Raw genomic sequence first — 21,654 nt, forward strand, 5'->3', positions numbered from 1 at the left:
GTCACGGGTGGCGTCGGCCGGCGCACGCCGGAGCCGGCCGGGCGGGGCGGCGGTCCTGACGGGGCGGGAGGGGCGACGTTAGGCTGCCGGGACGGTCGTTGAGTGGAGGCTCCGTCATGGAACATTTCCGTCGAACACGACACATCGAAGGCATCGGGCGCGGACGCCCGCGGACGTTACGCGCGGTCGCGGTCCTCGCCGCCGGCGCCGCCGTCGTCACCGTCACCGCGGCGGCCCCCTCGCCCGCCGGACACGGCGCACCACCGCCCGCCGCGAAGAGCCCGCTGGCCGTCGGCTACGGGGGAGCGGTCGCAAGTGTCGACTCCGACGCGTCGGCCGCCGGGATCGACGTCCTGCGGCACGGCGGCAACGCGGTGGACGCGGCCGTGGCCACCGCCGCCGCGCTCGGCGTCACCGAGCCGTACTCCGCGGGCATCGGAGGCGGCGGCTACTTCGTCTACTACAGCGCCCGGCAGCACAAGGTCTCGACCATCGACGGCCGGGAGACCGCGCCGCGCAGCGCCACCGACCAGCTGTTCGTGGAGAACGGGCAGCCGCTGGCCTTCGCCGACGCCGTCACCAGCGGGCGCAGCATCGGGGTGCCCGGCACCGCCGCCACCTGGCAGACCGCCCTGGACAACTGGGGCAGCAGGTCGCTCGGCCAGGTGCTGAAGCCCGCCGAGGAGATCGCCCGCGACGGCTTCACCGTGGACGCCACCTTCAACCAGCAGACCAAGGACAACCAGGCCAGGTTCAAGGACTTCCCGGCCACCGCCGCGCTCTTCCTGCCCGGCGGGCAGCCGCCGGCCGTCGGCTCTACCCTGCGCAACCCGCAACTGGCCCGCACCTACCAGGAGCTGGCCGCCAGGGGAGTGGACGCGATCTACCACGGCGACATCGGCGCCGACATCGTCCGGACGGTACGCAAGCCGCCGGTCGACCCGGCCGCCACCCGCGTGGTCCGCACCGGCGACATGACCGCCGCCGACCTCGCGGCCTACCGGGCCAAGACGCAGGCGCCGACGCACACCGGCTACCGCGGCCTGGACGTGTACGGCCCGGCGCCGTCCTCCTCGGGCGGCACCACCGTGGCCGAGGCGCTGAACATCCTGGAGCACACCGACCTGGCCAAGGCCAGCGAGGCGCAGTACCTGCACCACTTCCTGGAGGCGAGCCGGATCTCGTTCGCCGACCGGGGCCGCTGGGTCGGCGACCCGGCCTACGAGCAGGTGCCGACCGCCGGGCTGACCTCCAAGCGGTTCGCCGCCTCCAGGGCCTGCCTGATCAAGGACGACAGCACGCTCAGCAGCCCGCTGGCGCCCGGCGACCCCGCGCACCCGGCCGCGTGCGGCGGCACCGGCAAGGCGGCGCCGACCACGTACGAGGGCGAGAACACCACGCACATCACGGCGGCCGACAAGTGGGGCAACGTCGTCGCCTACACCCTCACCATCGAGCAGACCGGCGGCAGCGCCATCGCCGTACCGGGCCGCGGCTTCCTGCTCAACAACGAGCTGACCGACTTCTCCTTCGTCCCGGCGAGCCCGGGGGTGCCCGACCCGAACCTGCCCGGGCCCGGCAAGCGGCCCCGCTCGTCCATCTCGCCGACGATCGTGCTCAAGGACGGCCGCCCGGCGTTCGCCCTCGGCTCGCCCGGCGGCGCGACCATCATCACCACGGTGCTCCAGGTGCTGACCGAGCACGTCGACCGCGGGCTGCCGCTGGTGGACGCCATCGCCGCGCCCCGCGCCAGCCAGCGCAACGCGGCGGCCACCGAGCTGGAGCCGGCGCTGTGGAACAGCCCGCTCAAGGCCGAACTGGAGGGTGTCGGCGAGCACTTCACCCAGAACCCGGAGATCGGCGCGGCCACCGGTGTGCAGCGGCTGCCGGACGGCCGCTGGCTGGCCGCCGCGGAGCCGGTCCGGCGGGGCGGCGGCTCCGCGATGGTGGTCAGCCCGGCGGGCTGACCGGCCGGCCGGCTCCGCCGGTACGACGGCAGGGCCGGCCGGGCCGGCGGTGTCAGGCGGCGGGCAGCAGCGCGGTGATCTCCGCGGTGCTGCCCGTCTCGCCGAGCCGCGGGAAGATCTTGCCGACCGCGTGCGCGTGCGCGTCGGCGTCGGTGTCGGTCACCGCGTCGACGGCCACCGTTACGTGGTAGCCGGAGTCGTACGCGGCACGGGCGGTGGACTCCACGCCGATGCTGGTGGATATCCCGGCCAGCACGATCTGGGTCACGCCGAGCCGGCGCAGCTCCATGTCGAGCGAGGTCCCGTGGAAGGCCCCCCACTGCTTCTTGGTGACGGTGATGTCGCCGGGCTGCCGGTCGAGGCCGTCCACCAGCAGCGTCCAGTCGTCGGGAAGCGCGCCGGACATCCCGGGGCCCTCGTTGCGGCCGGGCGCGAGGCCGGCCACGTTGACCAGCACCACCGGCAGCTCGCGCTCCCGGAAGGCGGCGGCCAGCTGGGCGCTGCGGGTGACGATCTCGTCAGCGGGGTGGGCGGTCGGCAGGCCCACGATGCCGCGCTGGAGGTCGATGACGACCAGGGCGGTACGGGGGTCGAGAGTGGTGACGCTCATGTGCGGAAATCTCCATGCGTTTGGTTCGTGCGGTGCGGCCGGCCGGTGTCCCGGCCGGGTTCTCGGGGTGTCTCTGGTGCTGCGCCCGGCGGGACGGGGGCGCCCGCCGGGCTGCTTGTCCGGTCATCCGCGGCGGCTCCGCAGCGAGCGGTCCAGGAGGGTGAGCAGCAGGACGGCCACGCTCAGGACGGCGGCCGTCAGTGCCATGTCGTGCAGGCCCGCGTCGGTCGCCCGCTGCCCGTAGAACAGGCCGATCAGGCTCGCCGCGGTGATCGCCCCGAGGTACTGCGCGGTGCGTTGCAGGCCGGCCGCGGAACCCGTCTCACCGGGCGGCGCCTGCGCGTAGACGGCGGCCTGGTTGCCGGTCGAGGCCAGCCCCTGCGGCAGGCCGAACAGCGCGCCGCCGGCCGCCAGCAGCAGCGCGGGCGAGGTGTGCCCGGCGCCGAGCAGCATCACGCTGCCCACACCGAGCAGCACGGCGGCCATCGTGAGCGGCGCCCGGATGCCCTTGGTGCGGGCGCCGAGCAGCGAGGTGGCCATCGCCGCGACCGACATGGGCAGCATCAGCAGCCCGGCCGTCGAGGACGAGAAGCCGTGCGCCTCCTCCAGCCACTGCGCGTAGCCGTACATCACGCAGTAGATGACCAGGTACGTCAGGCCGTGCCGCAGGTACGTCAGCGACAGCGGCTTGTTGCGGGCCAGCATCCGCAGGTCGATGAACGGGGCCCGGCGGCGCAGCTCCCAGCCGGCCAGTCCGGCCGCCAGCAGGGCGGCGACCGCGAGCAGGTACCAGGACGGGTGGCCGAGCCGCATCAGGAAGAGCATCAGGGTGGTGAGCAGCGCGCCGAAGAGCAGGATGCCGAACGGGTCGAGGGATTCCGGCGGCTTCCGGCCGTGGCCGGCGCCGGCCTGGGCCTGGGCGTCGGTCTTTGCCGGCCCGCTCGCCGTCGCGGGGCTCGGCGCGGGGCCGGTGCGCGGCAGCCACAGCGCGGCCAGCAGGAAGCCGAGCAGGGCCAGCGGGATGTTCACCGCGAAGACCGCGCGCCAGCCGAGGGTGGCCGCGAGCACCCCGCCGAGCACCGGGCCGACCGCCGCGCTGGACAGTCCGGCCAGCGACAGCAGGCCGAGCACCGGCCGGGGCGTCGGCACCCCCAGCCGCTGTGAGTGCGCGCGCAGCAGCGCCATCGCCGCCGGGTAGGCGGCGGAGGTGCCGATGCCGAGCAGCACCCGGGAGCAGATCAGCCAGCCGAGCGAGGGCGCGAGCGTGCCCACCGCGCCGGCCGCGCCCACCACGAGCAGGCCGGTCAGGAACACCCGGCGCGGCCCGAGCCGGTCGGCCAGCCTGCCCATCGTCGGCTGGGCTATCGCGCTCGCCAGATACAGGCTCGACACCAGCCACGCGGTGTCGGCGGCCCCGGCGTGGAAGCTGTGGCCGATCGCCACCAGGGCGGTGGAGATCATCGTGGAGTTGATCGGGTTGAGCAGCGAGCCGAGCATCAGCGGGGTGATCAGCCGCGGCCCGAAGGCGCGGCCGGCCGCTCCCTCGTGGACGCCTTCGTGGGCGCCTTCCCCGAGGACTTCCCCGACGCCTTTCTGGGCGCCTTTCCGGACGCCCGCGGCCGGGGCCGGAGGCGTACCGCTCACGACTGCACCAGGCGCTGGAGCACCGGGACGATCTCGGCCAGCGCGCGCTGCTCCGCCGGGTCGAGCCGGGTGTCGATCGCGTCGGCCAGCCAGCTGCGGCGGGCCTGCCGGCCGGAGCCGTAGAGCGCGGCGCCGGCCGGCGTGAGCGAGAAGACCACCTGGCGGCCGTCGGTGGGGTCGGCGGCGCGGGCCACCAGACCGCGTTCCTCCAGCGCGCCCAGCGTCGTACGCATCGACTGCGGCCTGACGAACTCGCCGCGGGCCAGCGCGGCGGTGGTGGCCGGGCCGTGCCGGCGGATCCGGGCCATCACCGACACCTGCGAGGGGGTCAGGGCGCCCTCGGCGGCGACCGCGCGCAGCCGGCGGGAGAGCTGGGCGATCACGGTCGTCAGCTCGTCCGCGGTGCGGGCGTGCGGTGCTTCTGTCATGCGTCCGAGCGTAGGACCATGACAGGTAAACTTGCAAGTTTGCCTGTCTATATCGGCGCGGGCGCAGAAAACCCCGACGGCGCTTGAACCGTTTTCGGCCAGGCGCCGTATGCATCAGCGACTTCTTGCACGAGCCCCTGTGCCGGGTCCGGCCTCGGGTACGACCGATCAAGGAGATCGACTTGTACACACAGCGCAACCCCCACGAATCCGCGGTCTCCGCGGGCGTTTCCGCTCCCGCCTCCGAGCAGCGCGTCGTCCGCCGGATACCCGCCGGCATCGCGGCGGCCATCGTCGCCATCGCCGGCCTCTCGCTGATCGGCATCGGCACGGCCTCGGCCGCGAGCCCCGCGGCGACGGCCGGCGGCCACGCGGTGGCCGGGAGCCACGGCGGTGGCGGCGGCTCCGGCTCGGGTGGCGGCGGCGGTACCTGGGACCAGACCAGGATTCCGCTGCCGCACCTGCCGGGCCAGGCCCCGGTCTTCGACCGCGGCCTCCAGTCGTCCACCGTGGCCGACGTGGTGGCGCTCGACCAGACCGGCGAGCCCGCGGCGGACGCCTCGATGATCGCGTTCTACGAGGACAACACGGCCTGCACGGTGGATCCGAGCGGCAAGCCCAACGTGCAGGACACGATCACCTGTCCCAAGGGCACGGCGACGACGACGGACGCGCTCGACGGCAGTACGTGGGTGCACGTGTTTCGCCTGGTCAAGTAGCGGCCGGCCGGTCACGCGGCACCACCGCGCCGCGCGCGCCCCACACCGGGTGCGCGCGGCGCGCCGCCGCAGCTCGCGCACGGATGAAAACTCGCCGTAGCGGCTCCGTAACACGCCGGGTGTGCAATGCCGGACGTACCGGAAGCGGAGCGGGAGGGCGTGGTGACCACGGAACCGGGCCTGGCGGCAAGGGAGTTCACGTACTGGTTCCGGTCGGTGGTGGCGGCGCTGGGGGAGCGGCCCGGCTGGTACGGGGTGTTCTCCGAACGGGATCCGGGGGCGGCGCGCGCCTACGAGAGCGGCGCGGACGTGCCGCCGTGGGACGTCGTCGGCGCCCTGCTCTACGACCTCGCCGCCGCGCGCGGCGCCGCCCTCGACGAGTCGGAGGCGTCCCGCGCCCGCGCCCTGCACCAGGCGGCCGTCGCCGCCCAGGACGCGTCCCCCGGTGCCGAATCCGCCCTGCGCGCCCGCCTGACCGCCGCCGCCCGCGCCCGCGAAGTGGCCCTGCACCGCGAACGCGAGGCGGCCCACGCCCTGGCCCGCACCTCCGCCAACCCGCCGACCCCGTCCGCCACCACCCGCCTGACCAACCTCCTGGCCTGGTCCCGCGACGACCGCGAACGCGCCGAATCCCGCCACGCCGAACTCCTCACCCGTCTCGCGGCTTTCCCGTCCCCGGAACGAGCCGCGCCATGGCGCGAACGGACCCCGGGGGAGGAGCCTGGCCGGGGCGGGTGGGTCGCGGACGGCGGCGGTACGGGGTCCGCACAGGACGGGTGGGTCGCGGACGGCGGCGAGTCCGCCCGTGCCGGGCAGCGGCGGTCGTGGCATGCCGAGCGGGACGGCGCCGGCACGGGGTCCACGCAGGGCGGGTGGGCGTCGGACGATGGCGCGTCGGAGAGCGCCGGCCATCCGGCCGAGGGGACCGGGCGCCCCGCCCGAGAGACGTCCTGGGGCTCGCGGGCGACCGACGACACCCCCACGCCCCGCGGCGCGCGTGCAGCCGACACGTCCGAACGGCTGCGGCGTGGCGCGCGGCACTCAGGCGCTCCCGATGCCGAGCCGACCCGCCCGCGCGGCGCGCGGTTTGCCGACGCGGCGGCGCCCGAGGCGACGCCCAGTCCCCGCGGCGCGCGGTTCGCCGGTGCGCCCGTTTCCGATGCTGCGTCCGGCCCGTCCGGCGCGTCGATACCCGAGGCAGCGCCACGCCCCCGTGGCGCCCGATTCGCCGGGGCGCCCGTCTCCGAGGCCGAGGTCGCGCCTCCGCGGGGTGCGCGGTTCCGCAGTGCGGCGGCCGAGGAGGCCGTGCCCAGTCCGCGTGGTGCGCGGTTTGCCGGCGCGCCCGCGTCCGACGGGCGCAGGGGTGCTCCCCGAGCCGAGGCCGCACCGCCTCTCCGGGGCGCACGGTTCGCCGGGGCTGCCGCCCCGAGCCACGATGACGCGAGCACCGCGGACGCGGGAGAAGCGCGGTGGGGGGCCGAGGCTCGCGGGGAGGTCGCGCGGCTCGGGGAGTTGCGGCGGGGCGGGGCCGGCGGGGCCGCATACGTCGCGCTGTGCGGGGCCGCGGTCGGGCCCGCGGGGCGGTTGCCGTATCTGCTCCGGGAGCTGGAGCGCAGCGGGCTGGGGGCGGACGTGCCCACGCTGCTCTGGGAGGTGGCCGCGCTGCCGCCCGCCCCGCTGGCCGCCGCGGCCTCCGCCCTCGCCGCGGGAGGCCGCGCCGGCGACTGCCGCACGCTGCTGCACCAGGCCGCCGCCCGCCCCCCGGCGGACATCGCGGAGACCGCCACCGCGCTGGCCGCCACCGAGGCCGCCGAACTGCTGAGCACGCTCGCCCGGGCCCGTCCCCCCGAGGACGCCGCCGCCGTCGCCGCGGCCGGCCCCGCCCTCACCGCACCGCTGCTCGCCGCGGCCGAGGCCGTCTCCACCTCCCGCCGCCGCGACATCGTCGCGGCCCTGCGCCGGGCCGGCCTGCCCGACCGCTGAACCCCCGCTGACCGCCGAACGGGTCGCGCCGACCGGAAACCGAAACGTCTTGGCGCGGTAACGGCGGCGGTCTTGCCACAGTGGCCAATACGCTTCTACGTTCATCCCCACGACTGGGATCTACGTGCGTAGAACCGACGTGCCGCCACGTCTGAGGAGCTGCTCATGAGCAATGTCGTGCGTGCCGCACTGGTCCAGGCCACCTGGACCGGTGACACCGAGACGATGATCGCCAAACACGAGGAACACGCCCGCGCCGCCGCCGCCCAGGGCGCGAAGGTGATCGGCTTCCAGGAGGTGTTCAACGCCCCCTACTTCTGCCAGGTGCAGGAGGCCGAGCACTACCGCTGGGCGGAACCCGTGCCCGACGGCCCCACCGTCCAGCGGATGCAGGCGCTGGCCAGGGAGACCGGCATGGTGGTGGTCGTCCCCGTGTTCGAGGTCGAGCAGCCCGGCGTCTACTACAACACCGCCGCCGTGATCGACGCCGACGGCACCTTCCTCGGCAAGTACCGCAAGCACCACATCCCGCAGGTCACCGGCTTCTGGGAGAAGTACTACTTCAAGCCCGGCAACCTCGGCTGGCCGGTCTTCGACACCGCCGTCGGCCGGATCGGCGTCTACATCTGCTACGACCGGCACTTCCCCGAGGGCTGGCGCGCCCTGGGCCTGGCCGGCGCGCAGCTCGTCTACAACCCGTCGGCCACCAGCCGCGGCCTGTCGGCGTACCTGTGGCAGCTGGAGCAGCCGGCCGCCGCCGTCGCCAACGAGTACTTCATCGCGGCCATCAACCGCGTCGGCCGCGAGGAGTACGGCGACAACGACTTCTACGGCACCAGCTACTTCGTGGACCCGCGCGGCCAGTTCGTGGACGGCACCGCCTCCGACACCAAGGAGGAGCTGCTGGTCCGCGACCTCGACTTCGACCTGATCGACGAGGTCCGCAACACCTGGGCGTTCTACCGCGACCGCCGCCCCGACGCCTACGGCGACCTGACGGAGGCGTGAGCCATGGCCGACACCGCACCCGGCACCACCCGCGACACCGAACCCAACACAGCGCCCGGCACCGCGCCCGCGAGCCCGCACGCCGACCTGCACGCCCGACACCTGGCCGTCCTGCCCGACTGGCTCGCCACCTACTACGCGCGGCCGATCGAGCTGACGCACGGCGAGGGCCGGCACGTCTGGGACGCCGAGGGCAACCGCTACCTGGACTTCTTCGGCGGCATCCTCACCACCATGACCGCCCACGCGCTGCCCGAGGTGCAGCGGGCCGTCGCCGAGCAGGCCGGGAAGCTGCTGCACTCCTCGACGCTCTACCTCAGCCGGCACGCGGTCGAGCTCGCGGAGCGGATCGCCGCGCTGTCCGGCATCCCGGACGCCCGGGTGTTCTTCACCACCTCGGGCACCGAGGCCAACGACACCGCGCTGCTGCTGGCCACCGCCTACCGCAGTTCCAACCAGGTGCTGGCGCTGCGCAACAGCTACCACGGCCGGTCCTTCACCGCGATCGGCATCACCGGCAACAGCGCCTGGTCGCCGACCAGCCTGTCCCCGCTCCAGACCCTGTACGTGCACGGCGGCGTCCGCACCCGCGGCCCCTACGCGCACCTGAGCGACGCCGAGTTCACCGCGGCCTGCGTGGCCGACCTGGAGGACGTGCTCGGCCAGGTCGGCGGCAGCGTCGCCGCGCTGATCGCCGAACCGGTGCAGGGCGTCGGCGGGTTCACCTCGGGCCCCGACGGGCTGCTCGCCGCGTTCAAGCGGGTGCTCGACCGGCACGGCATCCTGTGGATCAGCGACGAGGTGCAGACCGGCTGGGGCCGTACCGGCGACAACTTCTGGGGCTGGCAGGCGCACCAGGAGGCCGGGCCGCCGGACATCCTCACCTTCGCCAAGGGCATCGGCAACGGCCTGTCCATGGGCGGCGTGGTGGCCAGGGCCGAGGTGATGAACTGCCTGTCAGGCAACTCCATCTCCACCTTCGGCGGCAGCCCGGTCACCGCCGCCGGCGCGCTGGCCAACCTCCGCCACCTGCTCGACCACGACCTCCAGGGCAACGCCCGCGAGGTCGGCGGCCTGCTCAGGTCCCGGCTGGCATCGATCGGCGCCGGGCTGGGCATCGTGCGCGAGGTGCGCGGCCGCGGCCTGATGCTCGGCGTCGAACTGGTCGAGCCTGGCACCGACACCCCGTCCGCCGCCGCGGCCGGCCTGGTGCTCGAAGCGGCCAGGGAGCGCGGCCTGCTGATCGGCAAGGGCGGCAGGGCGGGCAACGCGCTGCGGATCGCCCCGCCGCTGTCGCTGACCGCCGCCGAGGCCGAGGAGGGCGCCGCCGTCCTGGAAGCGGCCCTGAAACACGCCCAGTCAGAACTGGAAGGGGGCGCGGCGCAGTGACCGCGAACCGCACCGTCGTGCGCGGCGGCCTCGTCATCACCGCGAGCGACGAGATCCACGCCGACCTGCTCATCGAGGACGGCAGGATCGCCGCCGTCGCCGCCCACGACTCCTCGGCCGCCCGCGCCTGGGACGACGCCCAGGTCATCGACGCCACCGGCAAGTACGTCATCCCGGGCGGGGTGGACGGGCACACCCACATGGAGATGCCGTTCGGCGGCACCACCGCGTCCGACACCTTCGAGACCGGCACCAGGGCCGCCGCCTGGGGCGGCACCACCACCATCGTGGACTTCGCGATCCAGTCCGTCGGCCGCTCGCTGCGCGCCGGGCTGGACGCCTGGCACGCCAAGGCCGACGCCCAGTGCGCCATCGACTACGGCTTCCACATGATCGTCTCCGATGTCGACGAGCACTCGCTCAAGGAGATGGACATCCTGGTCGAGGAGGGTGTGACCAGCTTCAAGATGTTCATGGCCTACCCGGGTGTCTTCTACAGCGACGACGGGCAGATCCTGCGGGCCATGCAGCGCGCCGAGAGCAACGGCGGGCTGATCATGATGCACGCCGAGAACGGCATCGCGATCGACGTCCTGGTGCAGCAGGCGCTGGAGGCAGGCCGCACCGACCCGCGCTACCACGGCGAGGTGCGCAAGGCCCTGCTGGAGGCCGAGGCGACCCACCGGGCGATCCAGCTGGCCCGGGTGGCCGGCGCCCCGCTGTACATCGTGCACGTCTCCGCGCAGCAGGCGGTCGCCGAGCTGGCCGCCGCCCGGGACATGGGCCTGCCGGTGTTCGGCGAGACCTGCCCGCAGTACCTGTTCCTGTCGACCGACAACCTCGCGGAGCCGGACTTCGAGGGCGCCAAGTACGTGTGCAGCACGCCGCTTCGGCCGCGCGAGCACCAGGCCGCACTGTGGCAGGGCCTGCGCACCGACGACCTCCAGGTGGTCTCGACCGACCACTGCCCGTTCTGCTTCAGCGGGCAGAAGGAGATGGGCCGCGGCGACTTCTCCAAGATCCCCAACGGGCTGCCGGGCGTGGAGAACCGGATGGACCTGCTGCACCAGGCCGTGGTCGACGGGCACATCAGCCGCCGCCGCTGGATCGACATCGCCTGCGCCGCGCCGGCCCGGATGTTCGGCCTCTACCCGCGCAAGGGCACCCTGGCGCCCGGCGCGGACGCCGACGTGGTGATCTACGACCCGCACGCCGAGCAGGTGATCTCCAGCCAGACCCACCACATGAACGTGGACTACTCCGCGTACGAGGGCCGGCGGATCACCGGCCGGGTGGAGACCGTGCTGTCCCGCGGCGTGCCGGTGATCGACGGCCGTACCTACGTCGGCCGGGCCGGGCACGGCCAGTACACGCCCCGCGGCACCTGCCAGTACCTCGACTGAATCCGACCGACCGCGGTGACCCCGACTGAACCCGACTGAACCCGACTGAAGGAGCGCGCCATGGACTTCGGCCTCGTCCTGCAGACCGACCCGCCCGCCTCGGACGTCGTCGCCCTGATGCGCCGCGCCGAGCGCGGCGGCTTCAGCCACGGCTGGACCTTCGACTCCGCCGTGCTGTGGCAGGAGCCGTTCGTCATCCACAGCCGGATCCTGGACCACACCGAGAACCTGACCGTCGGCACCATGGTCACCAACCCGGGCACCCGCACCTGGGAGGTGACCGCCTCCACCTTCGCCACCCTCAACTCGATGTACGGCAACCGCACGGTCTGCGGCATCGGGCGCGGCGACTCCGCGATGCGGGTGGCCGGCCGGCCGCCCAACACCCTGGCCAGGCTGGGCGAGGCGATCACCGTCATCCGCGACCTCGCCGAGGGCCGGGAGGCGAGCGTGGACGGCACCGCGCTGCGGCTGCCCTGGGTCGAGGACGGCCGGCTGCCGGTGTGGATGGCCGCGTACGGGCCCAAGGCGCTCGCGATGGCCGGCGAGCTGGCCGACGGCTTCATCCTCCAGCTCGCCGACGTCTACCTGACCGAGTGGATGGTCAAGGCGGTCAGGGACGCCGCGGAGAAGGCCGGCCGCGACCCGGCCTCGGTCACCGTCTGCGTCGCCGCGCCCGCGTACGTCACGCGGGACGACTCCCCGCAGGCCCTGGCGCACGCCCGCGAGCAGTGCCGCTGGTTCGGCGGCATGGTCGGCAACCACGTGGCCGACCTGGTCGGCCGGTACGGCGAGCACTCCGGGATGGTCCCCGGGGAGCTGACCGACTACATCAGCCGGCGGCAGGGCTACGACTACGCACACCACGGCCGCTCCGGCAATCCGGACACCGCCTTCGTCCCCGACGACATCGTGGACCGTTTCTGCCTGATCGGCCCGCCGCAGGCGCACCTGGCCAAGCTGGAGGCGCTGCGCGACCTGGGCGTGGACCAGTTCGCGGTCTACGACATGCACGACGCGAAGGAGGAGACGATCGACGCGTACGGCGAGCACATCATCCCGGCGATGCGCTGAATTCCGCGCGGGCCGCGGTCGGCGCGCTGAACTCCCCTGCGGTCGGCGGCGGCCCGGTGCCGCGGTCTGATTGGATGGCGGTATGGGCAACGAGGTCGGTTCGGGCACCGGGAGCACGGCGGAGGCGGCGGGCGTCACGGACGCGCTGGTCGCCGCGGTCGAGGACACCATCAGGGCGGTCGTGGCCGCCGAGGTCGTACCGCGCTGGCGGCATCTGTCCGACTCCGACATCGCTCACAAGTCCGGCCCCTACGACCTGGTCACCACCGCCGACCGGCGGGCCGAGGAGCTGCTGACCGAGCGGCTCGCGGCCCTCGTGCCGGGCTCGGTGGTGGTCGGCGAGGAGGCGGTCAGCGCCGACCCCGGGCGCCTTGACCTGCTGCGCGGCGACGACCCGGTGTGGGTGATCGACCCGGTCGACGGCACCGCGGCCTTCGTCCGCGGCGACGACGGCTTCTCCACCCTGGTCACCCTGGTACGCGGCGGGCTGCCGCTGGCCAGCTGGACGTACGCGCCCCGGCTCGGCCTGTTCGCCACCGCCCGCCGCGGGCAGGGCGCCTACCTCGACGGCAGGCGGCTGCACACGGCGGCCGACCGCGACCGGCTGCGGGTGTGGACCTCCAACCCGGTCTACCGCAACGAGGAGGAGCGCGCGGTGCTCGACCGGCTGGCCGCCGCCGGCGCCGAGACCAGGCCGTGCCGCACCAGCGCCGGCCTGGTCCACCTGGAGGTGGCCAGGGGCCTGGCCGACGGGGTGGCGTTCTTCTGGGAGGCGCCCTGGGACCACGCGGCCGGCCTGCTGCTGATCGCCGAGGCCGGCGGGACGAGCCTGACGGCGTCCGGCGAACCGTTCCGGCTGACCGGCGGCAACGCGCTGCCGTTCACCGCGGCCCGCGACGAGGACACCGCCCGGCGGATCATCGGCCTGATGGCGCGGGACCAGGACTGGACGGTGCCGGAGCCCGCGGCGGTACGGCGATGAGGCGGGCGGTGGTCGCCGACGCGGTCGTGGTGGGCGCAGGGCCCAACGGGCTGACCGCGGCCGTCGAACTGGCCCGCGCGGGCCTGTCCGTCCAGGTCTACGAGGCCAGGGACACCGTGGGCGGCGGGGCCCGCACCGAGGAGCTGACACTGCCCGGCTTCCGGCACGACCCGTGCTCGGCCGTGCACCCGTTCGGCATCGGCTCGCCCGCCTTCGCCTCGATGCCGCTGGCGGAACACGGCCTGGAGTGGCTGCAACCGGAGGTGCCGCTCGCGCACCCGTTCCCCGACGGCACGGCGGCGGTGCTCGGCCGCACGGTCGGGCAGACCGCGGCCTCGCTCGGGCCGCGGGACGCGGTCACCTACCGCAAGCTGATGTCGCCGTACACCGGCCACTGGGAGACCATGGCCGCCGACTACCTGCGCCCGCAGTGGGCCGGGCTGCCCAAGGACCCGTACCGCTTCGTGCGCTTCGGGCTCAGCGGCGCGCTGCCGCTCGCGGTGCTGGCCCAGCGGTTCCGCGACCCCAAGGCCAGAGGGATGCTCGCCGGGCTCGCCGCGCACGCGATCACCCGGCTGAGCCAGCCCTTCACCGGGGGCATGGCGCTGCTGTTCGCACTGGCCGCGCACGAGCGGGGCTGGCCGGTGGCGCGCGGCGGCTCGCAGGCGATCTCCGACGCGCTCGCCGGGTATCTGGCCGAGCTCGGCGGGGTGGTGAACACCGGGGTCACCGTCCGCAAGCTCGACGAGCTGCCGCCGGCCAGGGCGTATGTCTTCGACACCTCGCCGACGGCGCTGGCCCGGATCGCCTCGCTGGGCGACGCCTACCGCGGCTACCGCTACGGGCCGTCCGTCTTCAAGATCGACTACGCGCTGGACGGCCCGGTGCCGTGGCGCGCGGAGGTGGCCCGGCGGGCCGGCACCGTGCACATCGGGCCGACGTACACCGAGATCGGTGACGCGCTGACCCGCGCGGTGACCGGCCGGCCGCCGCAGACCCCGTTCCTGATCACCTCGCAGCCGACCGTGGTCGATCCCAGCAGGGCGCCGGCCGGCAAGCACGTGCTCTGGGCCTACGGCCATGTGCCGCACGGCTGGCACGGGGACGCCACGGACGCCGTGGAGCGGCAGATCGAACGGTTCGCGCCCGGCTTCCGCGACCTGGTGCTGGCCCGCGCCGTCGCGGGCCCGGCCGAACTCGCCACCAGGAACGCGAACTACATCGGCGGCGACATCGCCTGCGGCGCGGTGGCGGGCCTCCAGGCTGTGATGCGCCCCCGGGTGGCCGCCATCCCCTACGCCACCCGCCGCCCCGGCGTCTTCATCTGCTCCTCGGCGACGCCGCCGGGGCCCGGAGTGCACGGCATGAGCGGCCATTACGCGGCGAAGGCCGTGCTGCGGCACCTGCGCGCCGCCCGCCGCTGAGGGTCACACCCCCCGCGGCGCGCCGCCGGCCACGGCGGGCTCCCTGGGCGCACCGGTCAGGAAGTGCTCGGCCACCGTCGCGTTGTACTTGGTGAACATCACCCCGAGGGTGCGCAGGTCGTCCTCCGACCAGTCCGCCAGCAGCGCCGCGGTCCGCTCCGTGCGGCGCTCCCGGACCGCCGCCATCCGGCGCAGGCCCTCCTCGGTCGGCGTGACGATGCTGCGCCGGCGGTCGGAGGCCGCGGGGGCCCTGGCCACCAGGCCCTCGGCCTGGAGCGCGGCCACCTGGCGGCCCGCGGTCGACGGATCGAGCCCCAGCGCGCAGGCCAGCGTGTTGATGTCCTGCGGCCCGCTGACCGCGAGCGTGCGCAGCAGCAGGTACTCCGCCCGGTCGAGCCCGTCGTGCATGTCCGTACGCCGGGAGAGCAGCTCGAAATGCCTCACCAGTACCGCCGCCTGATGCTCGATCACGTCGAGCGCCCCGGCCTCACCGTCCACAACCGACTCCAATACCGGTATCGTGCATGCTAATATCGGCATTATACCGGTGTTTCCCGACGAGCAGGCCGGACCGGCGGCCGGTCAAGGGGTATGGGTGGGTATGGCGGCGAGCGGCCGACTTCGCGAGGCGTACGACCGGGTGATCGGCTCCGACCCCGGTCTCCGCCGGCTGCGGATGGCCCTGGGCGCGGCGGTGGCGATGAGCACCACGCTCGCCATCGAGTACGGCTACGGCCGGATCAGAGGACTCGACCAGCAGGGCACGCTGATCGCGATGCTGCTCGGCACGATGATCGCCATGATGGGCTCGATGGCCCTGGACGGCCACCAGGTGTGGCCGAAGATCCGCACCGGCGTCTTCTTCCCGTTCGCCATCGGCGCCGGCATGCTCGTCGGCGTCGGGGTGGCCGGCCACACCGACCTGATGCTCGGCATGTTCGTCGCCGTCATGTTCGTCGCGGTCTTCATCCGGCGCTTCGGACTGCCGTACTTCTTCTACGGCTTCATGATCTGGATGGGCTACTTCTTCGCCGCCTTCCTGAACGCCACCTTCTCCCAGCTCCCCGACCTGCTGCTGGCCGTCGCCATCGGCACCGTCTGGGTGCTGCTGCTGACCGCCACGGTGCTGCGCACCCACCCGCGCCGCACCCTGGCCCGGGTCCGCCGCGCCTACGGCGCCAGGGCCCGGGCGGTCGCCCGGGTCTGCGCCGATCTGCTGGAGACCGACGACGGCGACCTGCGGCGGCTGGCCCGGCTGCGCCGCGCCCTGCACTCCCGGCAGCTCAGGCTGGCCGAGACCGCCCTGGTGATAGAGGGCTGGTCGGCCACACCCGGCGCGCTGCCGCCCGGCTGGTCGGCCGCCGCGGTGCGCCGCCGCACCCTGGACACCCACCTGGCGATAGACGCGCTGGCCACCGCCGCCGACTCGCTGGCCGGCAGCGGCGGCCGGTACGCCGCCGACGCCGCCCGGATATCCGGCCACCTGGCCCGCCGCGACTACCAGGCAGCCGAGCGCAGCGCCCGCGCCCTGCTGGCCCGTGCCGAGTCCGACCCGCCGGGACCCGACCGCGGCGCCGACTGCTTCGCCTACCATCTGGCCACCGCCGCCTGGGAGTTCACCGCCCTGGTCAGGCAGCTCGGCGAGCCCGACGACAGCGAGGACGGCGAGGAGGTCTTCGCGCCCGCGGTGGCGCTGGCGATGGGCGGGCTGCCGGGCTCGGCCGCGGTCGCCGTGGACGTCCCGGCGCGGGGCGGCTGGAAGCGGCTCAGCGGCCTGTCGCTCACCAGCCGGCAGGCCATACAGGTCGCGGTGGCCGGCACACTGGCCATTCTGATCGGCCGCGAGCTGTCCCAGGCCCGCTACTACTGGGCGGTGATCGCGACCTTCATCGCGTTCTCCGGCACCGCCACCCGCTCGGAGACCTTCATCAAGGCCACCAACCGGGTGGTCGGCACGCTGCTGGGCCTCGGCGTCGGCATCGGCCTGGCCCATCTGACGGCCGGCCACACCTACTGGCTGCTCGCCGTGATCGTGCTCAGCATGTCCTGCGGCTTCTACCTGGTGAACGTCTCCTACGCCGCCATGATCTTCTTCGTCACCATCATGGTCAGCCAGCTCTACAGCCAACTGCACGAGTTCTCCGCCGGGTTGCTGATGCTGCGGCTCGAAGAGACCTCGATCGGCGCGGCGGTGGGCATCGTGGTCGCGCTGTTCGTGCTGCCCACCAGCACCCGCGACACCGTGAACAGCGCGCGCAGCCGCTACTACGCGGCGCTCGGCGAGCTGCTGCACGCCACCGCGACCCGGCTCGACCGCGGCTCCGCCGACCGGACCTCGGACGAACCCGCTCCCGATCTGGACGCGCTGGTCCGGGTGGTGGACCACCGGCTCCAGCAACTCGCCCTGGTCGCCCGCCCGTTGACCCGCCCGCTGGTGTGGGGCAACGACCCCCGGCTGGTCAGGCACCGGCTCGCGCTGCATGCGGGCGTCACCCGGCAGATCCGGGCGCTGGCGCTCGGCCCGCGCCGGTTCCCCGACGCCGACCCCGTACCGCACCTGGCCGAGGCGGCCCGCTCGCTCGGGCACGCGGCCACCGCGCTCGCACTGGCCCCCGCGCCGCAGGGCCGGCCGGCGCCCGAGGTGGCCCGCGCGCTGCTCGGCGCCGACGAGGCGATGCGGGCCGGGCGGCTGCGGGACACCGGTCCCGCGCTGCCCGCGGTCACCCGGCCGCTGCTGCGGCTGCGCCAGCTGCTGCTGGAGCTGTCGGTGCTGCCGCCGGTCCCGCCGGGGCTCGCCGCGGGGCCCGCTGCGCGGACGCCGGGCGGTTCACTGCTGGTCGCGGGCTCCGCGCTGCCCGCGCCCTCGGACGCGGTGCCCTCGCCCTCCGACTCCTTGCTCGCGCCGTCCGACGCCCTGCCCGGCGACCTGGCGACCGGCGGCGGTTCCGCGGACCCCGCGGGCCGGCCGTCCTGACCGGGCGGCGGCCGCGCGGCGCGGCACCGGGCCGCCCGCGCTCAGGTACGGGTCTCGTCCGCCAGCCGCGCCCTGACCTCGGCGACCAGGCCGGCCGCGGACCGTACGGTGGCGGCCAGTTGGTCCGGGGTGCGGCCGGCGCCGCCGAGCAGCGCGTCCACCCGGGCGGCGAAGTCCTGCGGGGCGTTGGGGAGTCGGGCCGCGGCGGCCAGCGCGCCCTTCTCGTTCAGGCACCAGACCCGGTGGGCGGCCAGCAGCGACTGGGCCAGCACGCCGAACGCCCGGGAAAGGCACAGCGCCACATGCAGCGTGTCGCCGGCGGTCGCGGACTTGGCGGCCGCCGCCACCGAGAAGTCGGCCTCCCAGGCCCCCTCGACCAGTGCCTTCCGCAACGGCTCCGGGTACGTCCTGGTCTGCTCCTGGAGGGCGGCCAACTCGCCCTCGGTGTCGGACAGCAGCCGTCCGACCGCCAGCTCGCCCGGATAGCAGGGCGACCAGAAGCCCAGCGGGTGGCCGGGCTGGATGCCGACCTCGTAACGTCCCTGCCGGCAGTCCGCCCAGACCGCGCCGACCCGGTCCAGGTCGCGCAGGATCCAGTCCACCGGAGTGCCGTCCACCCTCAGCCAGGCGCCGCCGTCGACCCACGGTCCCCAGCCGCCGGGCCCCGCCACCGGCACCGGCTCGCCGGTGAAGTCCTCGGCGAGCGCCGCCAGCGCGGCGACATCGGGCTCGCCGCGGTAGTACAGGCCCAGATCCCAGTCCGAGTCGGGCCGGTGGGTGCCGCGGGCCCGGCTGCCGCCGAGCACGACGCCGACCACCCCCGGCACGTAGACCAGGGCGCCGGCCATCTCCTCGACCAGCGCGGCCGTCTCCCGCTGGGTGCCTCCCGCGTCCTGCTGTCCCTCGGGTCGTCGATCGTTCGGCATGCCCCGACCGTACGTCGGCGGCCGGGCGGTCCGCGCGCGAATATCGGGCCGGGGCGCGGGCGGCGGGTTGTCGGAAGGGCTCGCCGTAACTATCCTCACGACTGTTCTTACTCGCCGGTAAGTTCACTGCGGAGTCAGAAAGGTGCGTGCCCGGTATGGCGGCGCTCGATGATCTCGACCTGGAATCCCTCGACTTCGGCTCGGTGGAGCCGAAGGAGTTCGCCCGGATCGTGAAGGCGATGCCCACCCGGCGGATCGCCGAACTGATGGGCGGCCCGCAGCGCGGGCGGGTGCTCGACGAGGTGTTCCACCGGATGCACACCCTGTTCAAGCCGAGTGCGGCCGGCAGCCGCGACGCCGTCATCCGGTGGCGGATCTCCGACGGCGCCGACGGCGGCGAGGTCTACGAGACGCACATCGCGAACGGCACCTGCACCGTGACCGACGGCAGGACCGACCGCACCCCGCAGCTCAGCCTGACCATGGCCGCCCCGGAGTTCCTGAAACTGGTGTCGGGCAACGCGTCCGGGCCGACGCTGTTCTTCACCCGCAAGCTCCAGGCCAAGGGCGACATCAGACTGGCCGGCAGCCTCACGTACCTCTTCGACATCCCGAAGGCCTGACCCGTGGCGGACTCCGCGGGCACCACCCGGACGCCCCGGCGGGCGGCCCGGGTCGCCGTGATCGCGCCGGACGGGGCGGTCCTGCTGCTGCGCTACGACAACCCCGAGGTCGGACGGCACTGGGCGATGCCGGGCGGCGGCCTCGACCCCGGCGAGACGCCCCGGGACGGCGCACGCCGGGAGGTACGGGAGGAGACCGGCTGGAGCGACATCGAGCCGGGACCGCTGCTGTGCACCTGGGAGCACGACTTCACCCGGGTCGACGTGCCGGTGCGGCAGCGCGAGCACATCTACGTCGCCCACGCGCCGCGCCGCCCGCTGGCCGGCGACCTCGCCGCCGCGCACGCCGCCGACGGCATCCTGCACGCCCGCTGGTGGCCGCAGGACGAACTCGCCGCCACCACCGACGCGCTGTGGCCGCCGACGCTGCCCGCGCTGCTCGCCGACCTGCGCGAGCACGGCCCGCGCGACCCGGCGCCGGACCTGGGGTACGTACCGAACGGGCCGCGCGCCTGATCCCGGGCGCGGGCCTGAGCCCGTGCGCCCGGCCCCGGGCTGCCGGCCGTCTCCGGTGCGGCTCAGACCCCCGGCGCCGACTCGGCCGGGCTGCCGTTGACCAGTTCGGCGGGCCCGGTGCCCGCGGTGAGCGCCGCGAGCGCGGCCAGCACCCGGCGGTTCGCGCCCGGTGACAGGTAGCGCGCGGCCTCCTCCGGGCGCACCAGCAGCCAGGAGTCCAGCTCCTCCTCCTGGAGCCGGACCGCCGCGAGCTGCTCCTCGGTGAGCACGCCGCCGTCGTAGAGGTAGCTCTGCAGCGCGGGCCGGCCGGGCCCGGTCACCCAGTCCACGGCCAGCAGCACGCCGGGCGCGATGTCGAGGCCGATCTCCTCGGCGCTCTCCCGGCGGGCGGCCTGCCGCGGTGTCTCGCCGATGTCGGACTCGATGGTGCCGCCGGGCAGCGTCCAGGTGCCGTCGTCGCGGTAGTTGGGCTCCACGATCAGGATCCGGCCGTCGGCCGCGCGGAAGAGGGTGTTGGCGCCGGAGATGATCTTCGGCAGGCCGGCGATGTACGCGGCGAAGTCAGTGCTCATACCGCCAACCTACGGGCCCGCGGCCCGCCCCGGTCCGGCGTTCGCGTGATCGCCCGGTCACGCAGCGGAGCCCCCATGGGCAGCGGGCGCCGCCCGGGATAGGGTCCGAGCGGCGCGACGTTCCGTATCGGATGGGGAGACTTACGTGTCCGACGCTGCAAGAAGACCGACGGGGCGCGTACTGGTCGCCGCGGACAAGTTCAAGGGATCGCTCACCGCGGTGCAGGTGGCCGAGCGGGTGACGGCCGGGCTGCGCGAGGTGGTGCCCGGCGTGGACGTCACCTCGCTGCCGGTCGCCGACGGCGGCGACGGCACCGTGGACGCCGCGGTGGCCGCCGGGTTCGAGCGCAGGACGGAGACCGTCACCGGACCGATCGGCGAGCCGGTGCGGGCCTCGTACGCGCTGCGTGACGGCACCGCCGTGATCGAGATGGCCGAGGCATCCGGCCTGCGGCACCTGCCGGCCGGCGTCTTCGAGCCGCTGACCGCCACCACGTACGGCACCGGGGAGCTGCTGCTCGCCGCGCTCGACGCGGGCGCCCGCTCGATCGTGCTCGGCGTCGGCGGCAGCGCCACCAACGACGGCGGCGCCGGCATGCTCAGCGCGCTGGGCGCCCGGCTGCTGGACGCGAGCGGCATCCCGGTCGGTCCCGGCGGCGGCGGCCTTGCCGCCCTGGCCGCGGCGGACCTGTCCGGGCTCGACCCGCGGCTGGCCGCCACCGACGTGGTGCTGGCGGGCGACGTGGACAACCCGCTGCTCGGCCCGAAGGGCGCCGCCGCGGTCTACGGGCCGCAGAAGGGCGCCTCACCGGCGCAGGTGGAGCGGCTGGACGCGGCACTCGGGCGCTACGCGGAGGTGCTGTCCGCCGCGGTCGGCGCGCGGGCCGCGAGCGCCGCGGAGACTCCTGGCGCCGGAGCGGCGGGCGGCCTCGGCTACGGGGCGCTGGCCGGGCTCGGCGCGGTCTTCCGCCCCGGTATCGAGGTGATGCTCGACGTGCTCGGCTTCGCCGCCGCGCTGGACGGTGTGCGGCTGGTCATCACCGGCGAGGGCTCGCTCGACGAGCAGACCCTGCACGGCAAGGCCCCGGTCGGCGTCGCCCAGGCCGCCAGGGCCCGCGACATCGACGTGGTCGCCGTCTGCGGCCGGCTCGCGCTGGGCCCCGGCGCCCTGGGCGCGGCCGGCATCCGCCGCGCCTACCCGCTGACCGACCTGGAACCCGACCCGGCCCGCTGCATGGCCGAGGCGGGCCCGCTGCTCCAGGCCACGGCCGCGGGCCTGGCCCGCGACTTCCTGGGGTAACAGCCGTCGGCCGGTTCGTCGCCCGGCTGTCTGCGCCAGGTGACAACGACGACCTCTGGTTCGGCGAAAGCCCCGGCCCCCTCCGTCAGCGGAGGGGGCCGGGGCTTCGGTG

Annotated in this window: 19 protein-coding genes; 13 read left to right on the forward strand and 6 right to left on the reverse strand. The window is 74.6% G+C overall.

What is annotated here, in order from left to right; genetic code table 11:
- Window positions 1–116: 116 nt before the first annotated feature.
- Window positions 117–1,967, forward strand: coding sequence for a gamma-glutamyltransferase (gene ggt, locus ACQPW6_RS33925; protein WP_433893543.1), 1,851 nt, complete (start codon window positions 117–119; stop codon window positions 1,965–1,967).
- Window positions 1,968–2,019: 52 nt separating this feature from the next.
- On the opposite strand, the gene ACQPW6_RS33930 is transcribed toward ggt, so the two are convergent.
- The 3 genes from ACQPW6_RS33930 to ACQPW6_RS33940 all read right to left on the reverse strand — a co-directional run bounded on the left by ACQPW6_RS33930 (window position 2,020) and on the right by ACQPW6_RS33940 (window position 4,649).
- Window positions 2,020–2,577 (reverse strand): isochorismatase family protein, encoded by a 558-nt coding sequence (locus ACQPW6_RS33930; RefSeq protein WP_433893544.1) that lies wholly within the window; start codon window positions 2,575–2,577, stop codon window positions 2,020–2,022.
- Between the two features lie 123 nt (window positions 2,578–2,700).
- On the reverse strand, window positions 2,701–4,221 hold the full coding sequence (locus tag ACQPW6_RS33935) for an MFS transporter (protein WP_433893545.1): 1,521 nt from the start codon (window positions 4,219–4,221) through the stop codon (window positions 2,701–2,703).
- Entirely contained in the window at window positions 4,218–4,649 is a 432-nt protein-coding gene (locus ACQPW6_RS33940) for a MarR family winged helix-turn-helix transcriptional regulator (RefSeq protein WP_433893546.1), read from the reverse strand. Before ACQPW6_RS33940 ends, ACQPW6_RS33935 begins: the two co-directional genes overlap by 4 nt.
- Window positions 4,650–4,831: 182 nt before the next feature.
- Between ACQPW6_RS33940 and ACQPW6_RS33945 the strand changes: the two genes are divergently transcribed.
- The 8 genes from ACQPW6_RS33945 to ACQPW6_RS33980 all read left to right on the forward strand — a co-directional run bounded on the left by ACQPW6_RS33945 (window position 4,832) and on the right by ACQPW6_RS33980 (window position 14,631).
- A complete protein-coding gene (locus ACQPW6_RS33945; RefSeq protein WP_433893547.1) occupies window positions 4,832–5,368 on the forward strand; it encodes a hypothetical protein in 537 nt (178 codons plus the stop codon).
- A gap of 162 nt (window positions 5,369–5,530) precedes the next feature.
- On the forward strand, window positions 5,531–7,351 hold the full coding sequence (locus ACQPW6_RS33950; RefSeq protein WP_433893548.1) for a hypothetical protein: 1,821 nt from the start codon (window positions 5,531–5,533) through the stop codon (window positions 7,349–7,351).
- 165 nt (window positions 7,352–7,516) lie between these two features.
- Window positions 7,517–8,359 carry a nitrilase-related carbon-nitrogen hydrolase gene (locus ACQPW6_RS33955; RefSeq protein WP_433893549.1) on the forward strand — a complete coding sequence of 281 codons (843 nt, stop codon included), beginning with the start codon at window positions 7,517–7,519 and terminating at the stop codon, window positions 8,357–8,359.
- Window positions 8,360–8,362: 3 nt separating this feature from the next.
- On the forward strand, window positions 8,363–9,748 hold the full coding sequence (locus ACQPW6_RS33960) for an aspartate aminotransferase family protein (RefSeq protein ID WP_433893550.1): 1,386 nt from the start codon (window positions 8,363–8,365) through the stop codon (window positions 9,746–9,748).
- Entirely contained in the window at window positions 9,745–11,151 is a 1,407-nt protein-coding gene (gene hydA / locus ACQPW6_RS33965) for a dihydropyrimidinase (protein ID WP_433893551.1), read from the forward strand. The genes ACQPW6_RS33960 and hydA overlap by 4 nt, the downstream gene beginning before the upstream one ends.
- Window positions 11,152–11,211: 60 nt before the next feature.
- On the forward strand, window positions 11,212–12,225 hold the full coding sequence (locus ACQPW6_RS33970) for a TIGR03842 family LLM class F420-dependent oxidoreductase (RefSeq protein ID WP_433893552.1): 1,014 nt from the start codon (window positions 11,212–11,214) through the stop codon (window positions 12,223–12,225).
- A gap of 82 nt (window positions 12,226–12,307) precedes the next feature.
- Entirely contained in the window at window positions 12,308–13,207 is a 900-nt protein-coding gene (locus tag ACQPW6_RS33975) for an inositol monophosphatase family protein (protein ID WP_433893553.1), read from the forward strand.
- On the forward strand, window positions 13,204–14,631 hold the full coding sequence (locus tag ACQPW6_RS33980; protein WP_433893554.1) for a phytoene desaturase family protein: 1,428 nt from the start codon (window positions 13,204–13,206) through the stop codon (window positions 14,629–14,631). Before ACQPW6_RS33975 ends, ACQPW6_RS33980 begins: the two co-directional genes overlap by 4 nt.
- A 3-nt stretch (window positions 14,632–14,634) precedes the next feature.
- Here ACQPW6_RS33980 and ACQPW6_RS33985 read toward each other — a convergent pair whose 3' ends face one another.
- A complete protein-coding gene (locus ACQPW6_RS33985; RefSeq protein WP_433893555.1) occupies window positions 14,635–15,141 on the reverse strand; it encodes a MarR family winged helix-turn-helix transcriptional regulator in 507 nt (168 codons plus the stop codon).
- Between the two features lie 91 nt (window positions 15,142–15,232).
- On the opposite strand from ACQPW6_RS33985, the gene ACQPW6_RS33990 reads away from it, so the two are divergent.
- Complete coding sequence (locus tag ACQPW6_RS33990) at window positions 15,233–17,605, forward strand: FUSC family protein (protein WP_433893556.1); 2,373 nt, start codon at window positions 15,233–15,235, stop codon at window positions 17,603–17,605.
- A 41-nt stretch (window positions 17,606–17,646) separates the two neighbouring features.
- Here ACQPW6_RS33990 and ACQPW6_RS33995 read toward each other — a convergent pair whose 3' ends face one another.
- Window positions 17,647–18,453, reverse strand: coding sequence for a nucleotidyltransferase domain-containing protein (locus tag ACQPW6_RS33995; protein ID WP_433894750.1), 807 nt, complete (start codon window positions 18,451–18,453; stop codon window positions 17,647–17,649).
- Window positions 18,454–18,686: 233 nt separating this feature from the next.
- Between ACQPW6_RS33995 and ACQPW6_RS34000 the strand changes: the two genes are divergently transcribed.
- Window positions 18,687–19,154, forward strand: coding sequence for an SCP2 sterol-binding domain-containing protein (locus tag ACQPW6_RS34000; RefSeq protein ID WP_433893557.1), 468 nt, complete (start codon window positions 18,687–18,689; stop codon window positions 19,152–19,154).
- A gap of 3 nt (window positions 19,155–19,157) precedes the next feature.
- The gene (locus tag ACQPW6_RS34005) at window positions 19,158–19,670 is read left to right on the forward strand and encodes an NUDIX hydrolase (protein WP_433893558.1); all 513 of its coding nucleotides are present in this window, start codon (window positions 19,158–19,160) and stop codon (window positions 19,668–19,670) included.
- 62 nt (window positions 19,671–19,732) lie between these two features.
- Here the strand turns inward: ACQPW6_RS34005 and ACQPW6_RS34010 are convergent, their stop codons facing one another.
- Complete coding sequence (locus ACQPW6_RS34010) at window positions 19,733–20,242, reverse strand: NUDIX domain-containing protein (RefSeq protein WP_433893559.1); 510 nt, start codon at window positions 20,240–20,242, stop codon at window positions 19,733–19,735.
- Window positions 20,243–20,387: 145 nt separating this feature from the next.
- On the opposite strand from ACQPW6_RS34010, the gene ACQPW6_RS34015 reads away from it, so the two are divergent.
- Window positions 20,388–21,542 (forward strand): glycerate kinase, encoded by a 1,155-nt coding sequence (locus ACQPW6_RS34015; RefSeq protein WP_433893560.1) that lies wholly within the window; start codon window positions 20,388–20,390, stop codon window positions 21,540–21,542.
- Window positions 21,543–21,654: the final 112 nt, after the last annotated feature.

Origin of the sequence: Streptomyces sp. CA-111067 (assembly GCF_050956065.1) — a bacterium.
GTDB lineage: Bacteria > Actinomycetota > Actinomycetes > Streptomycetales > Streptomycetaceae > Actinacidiphila.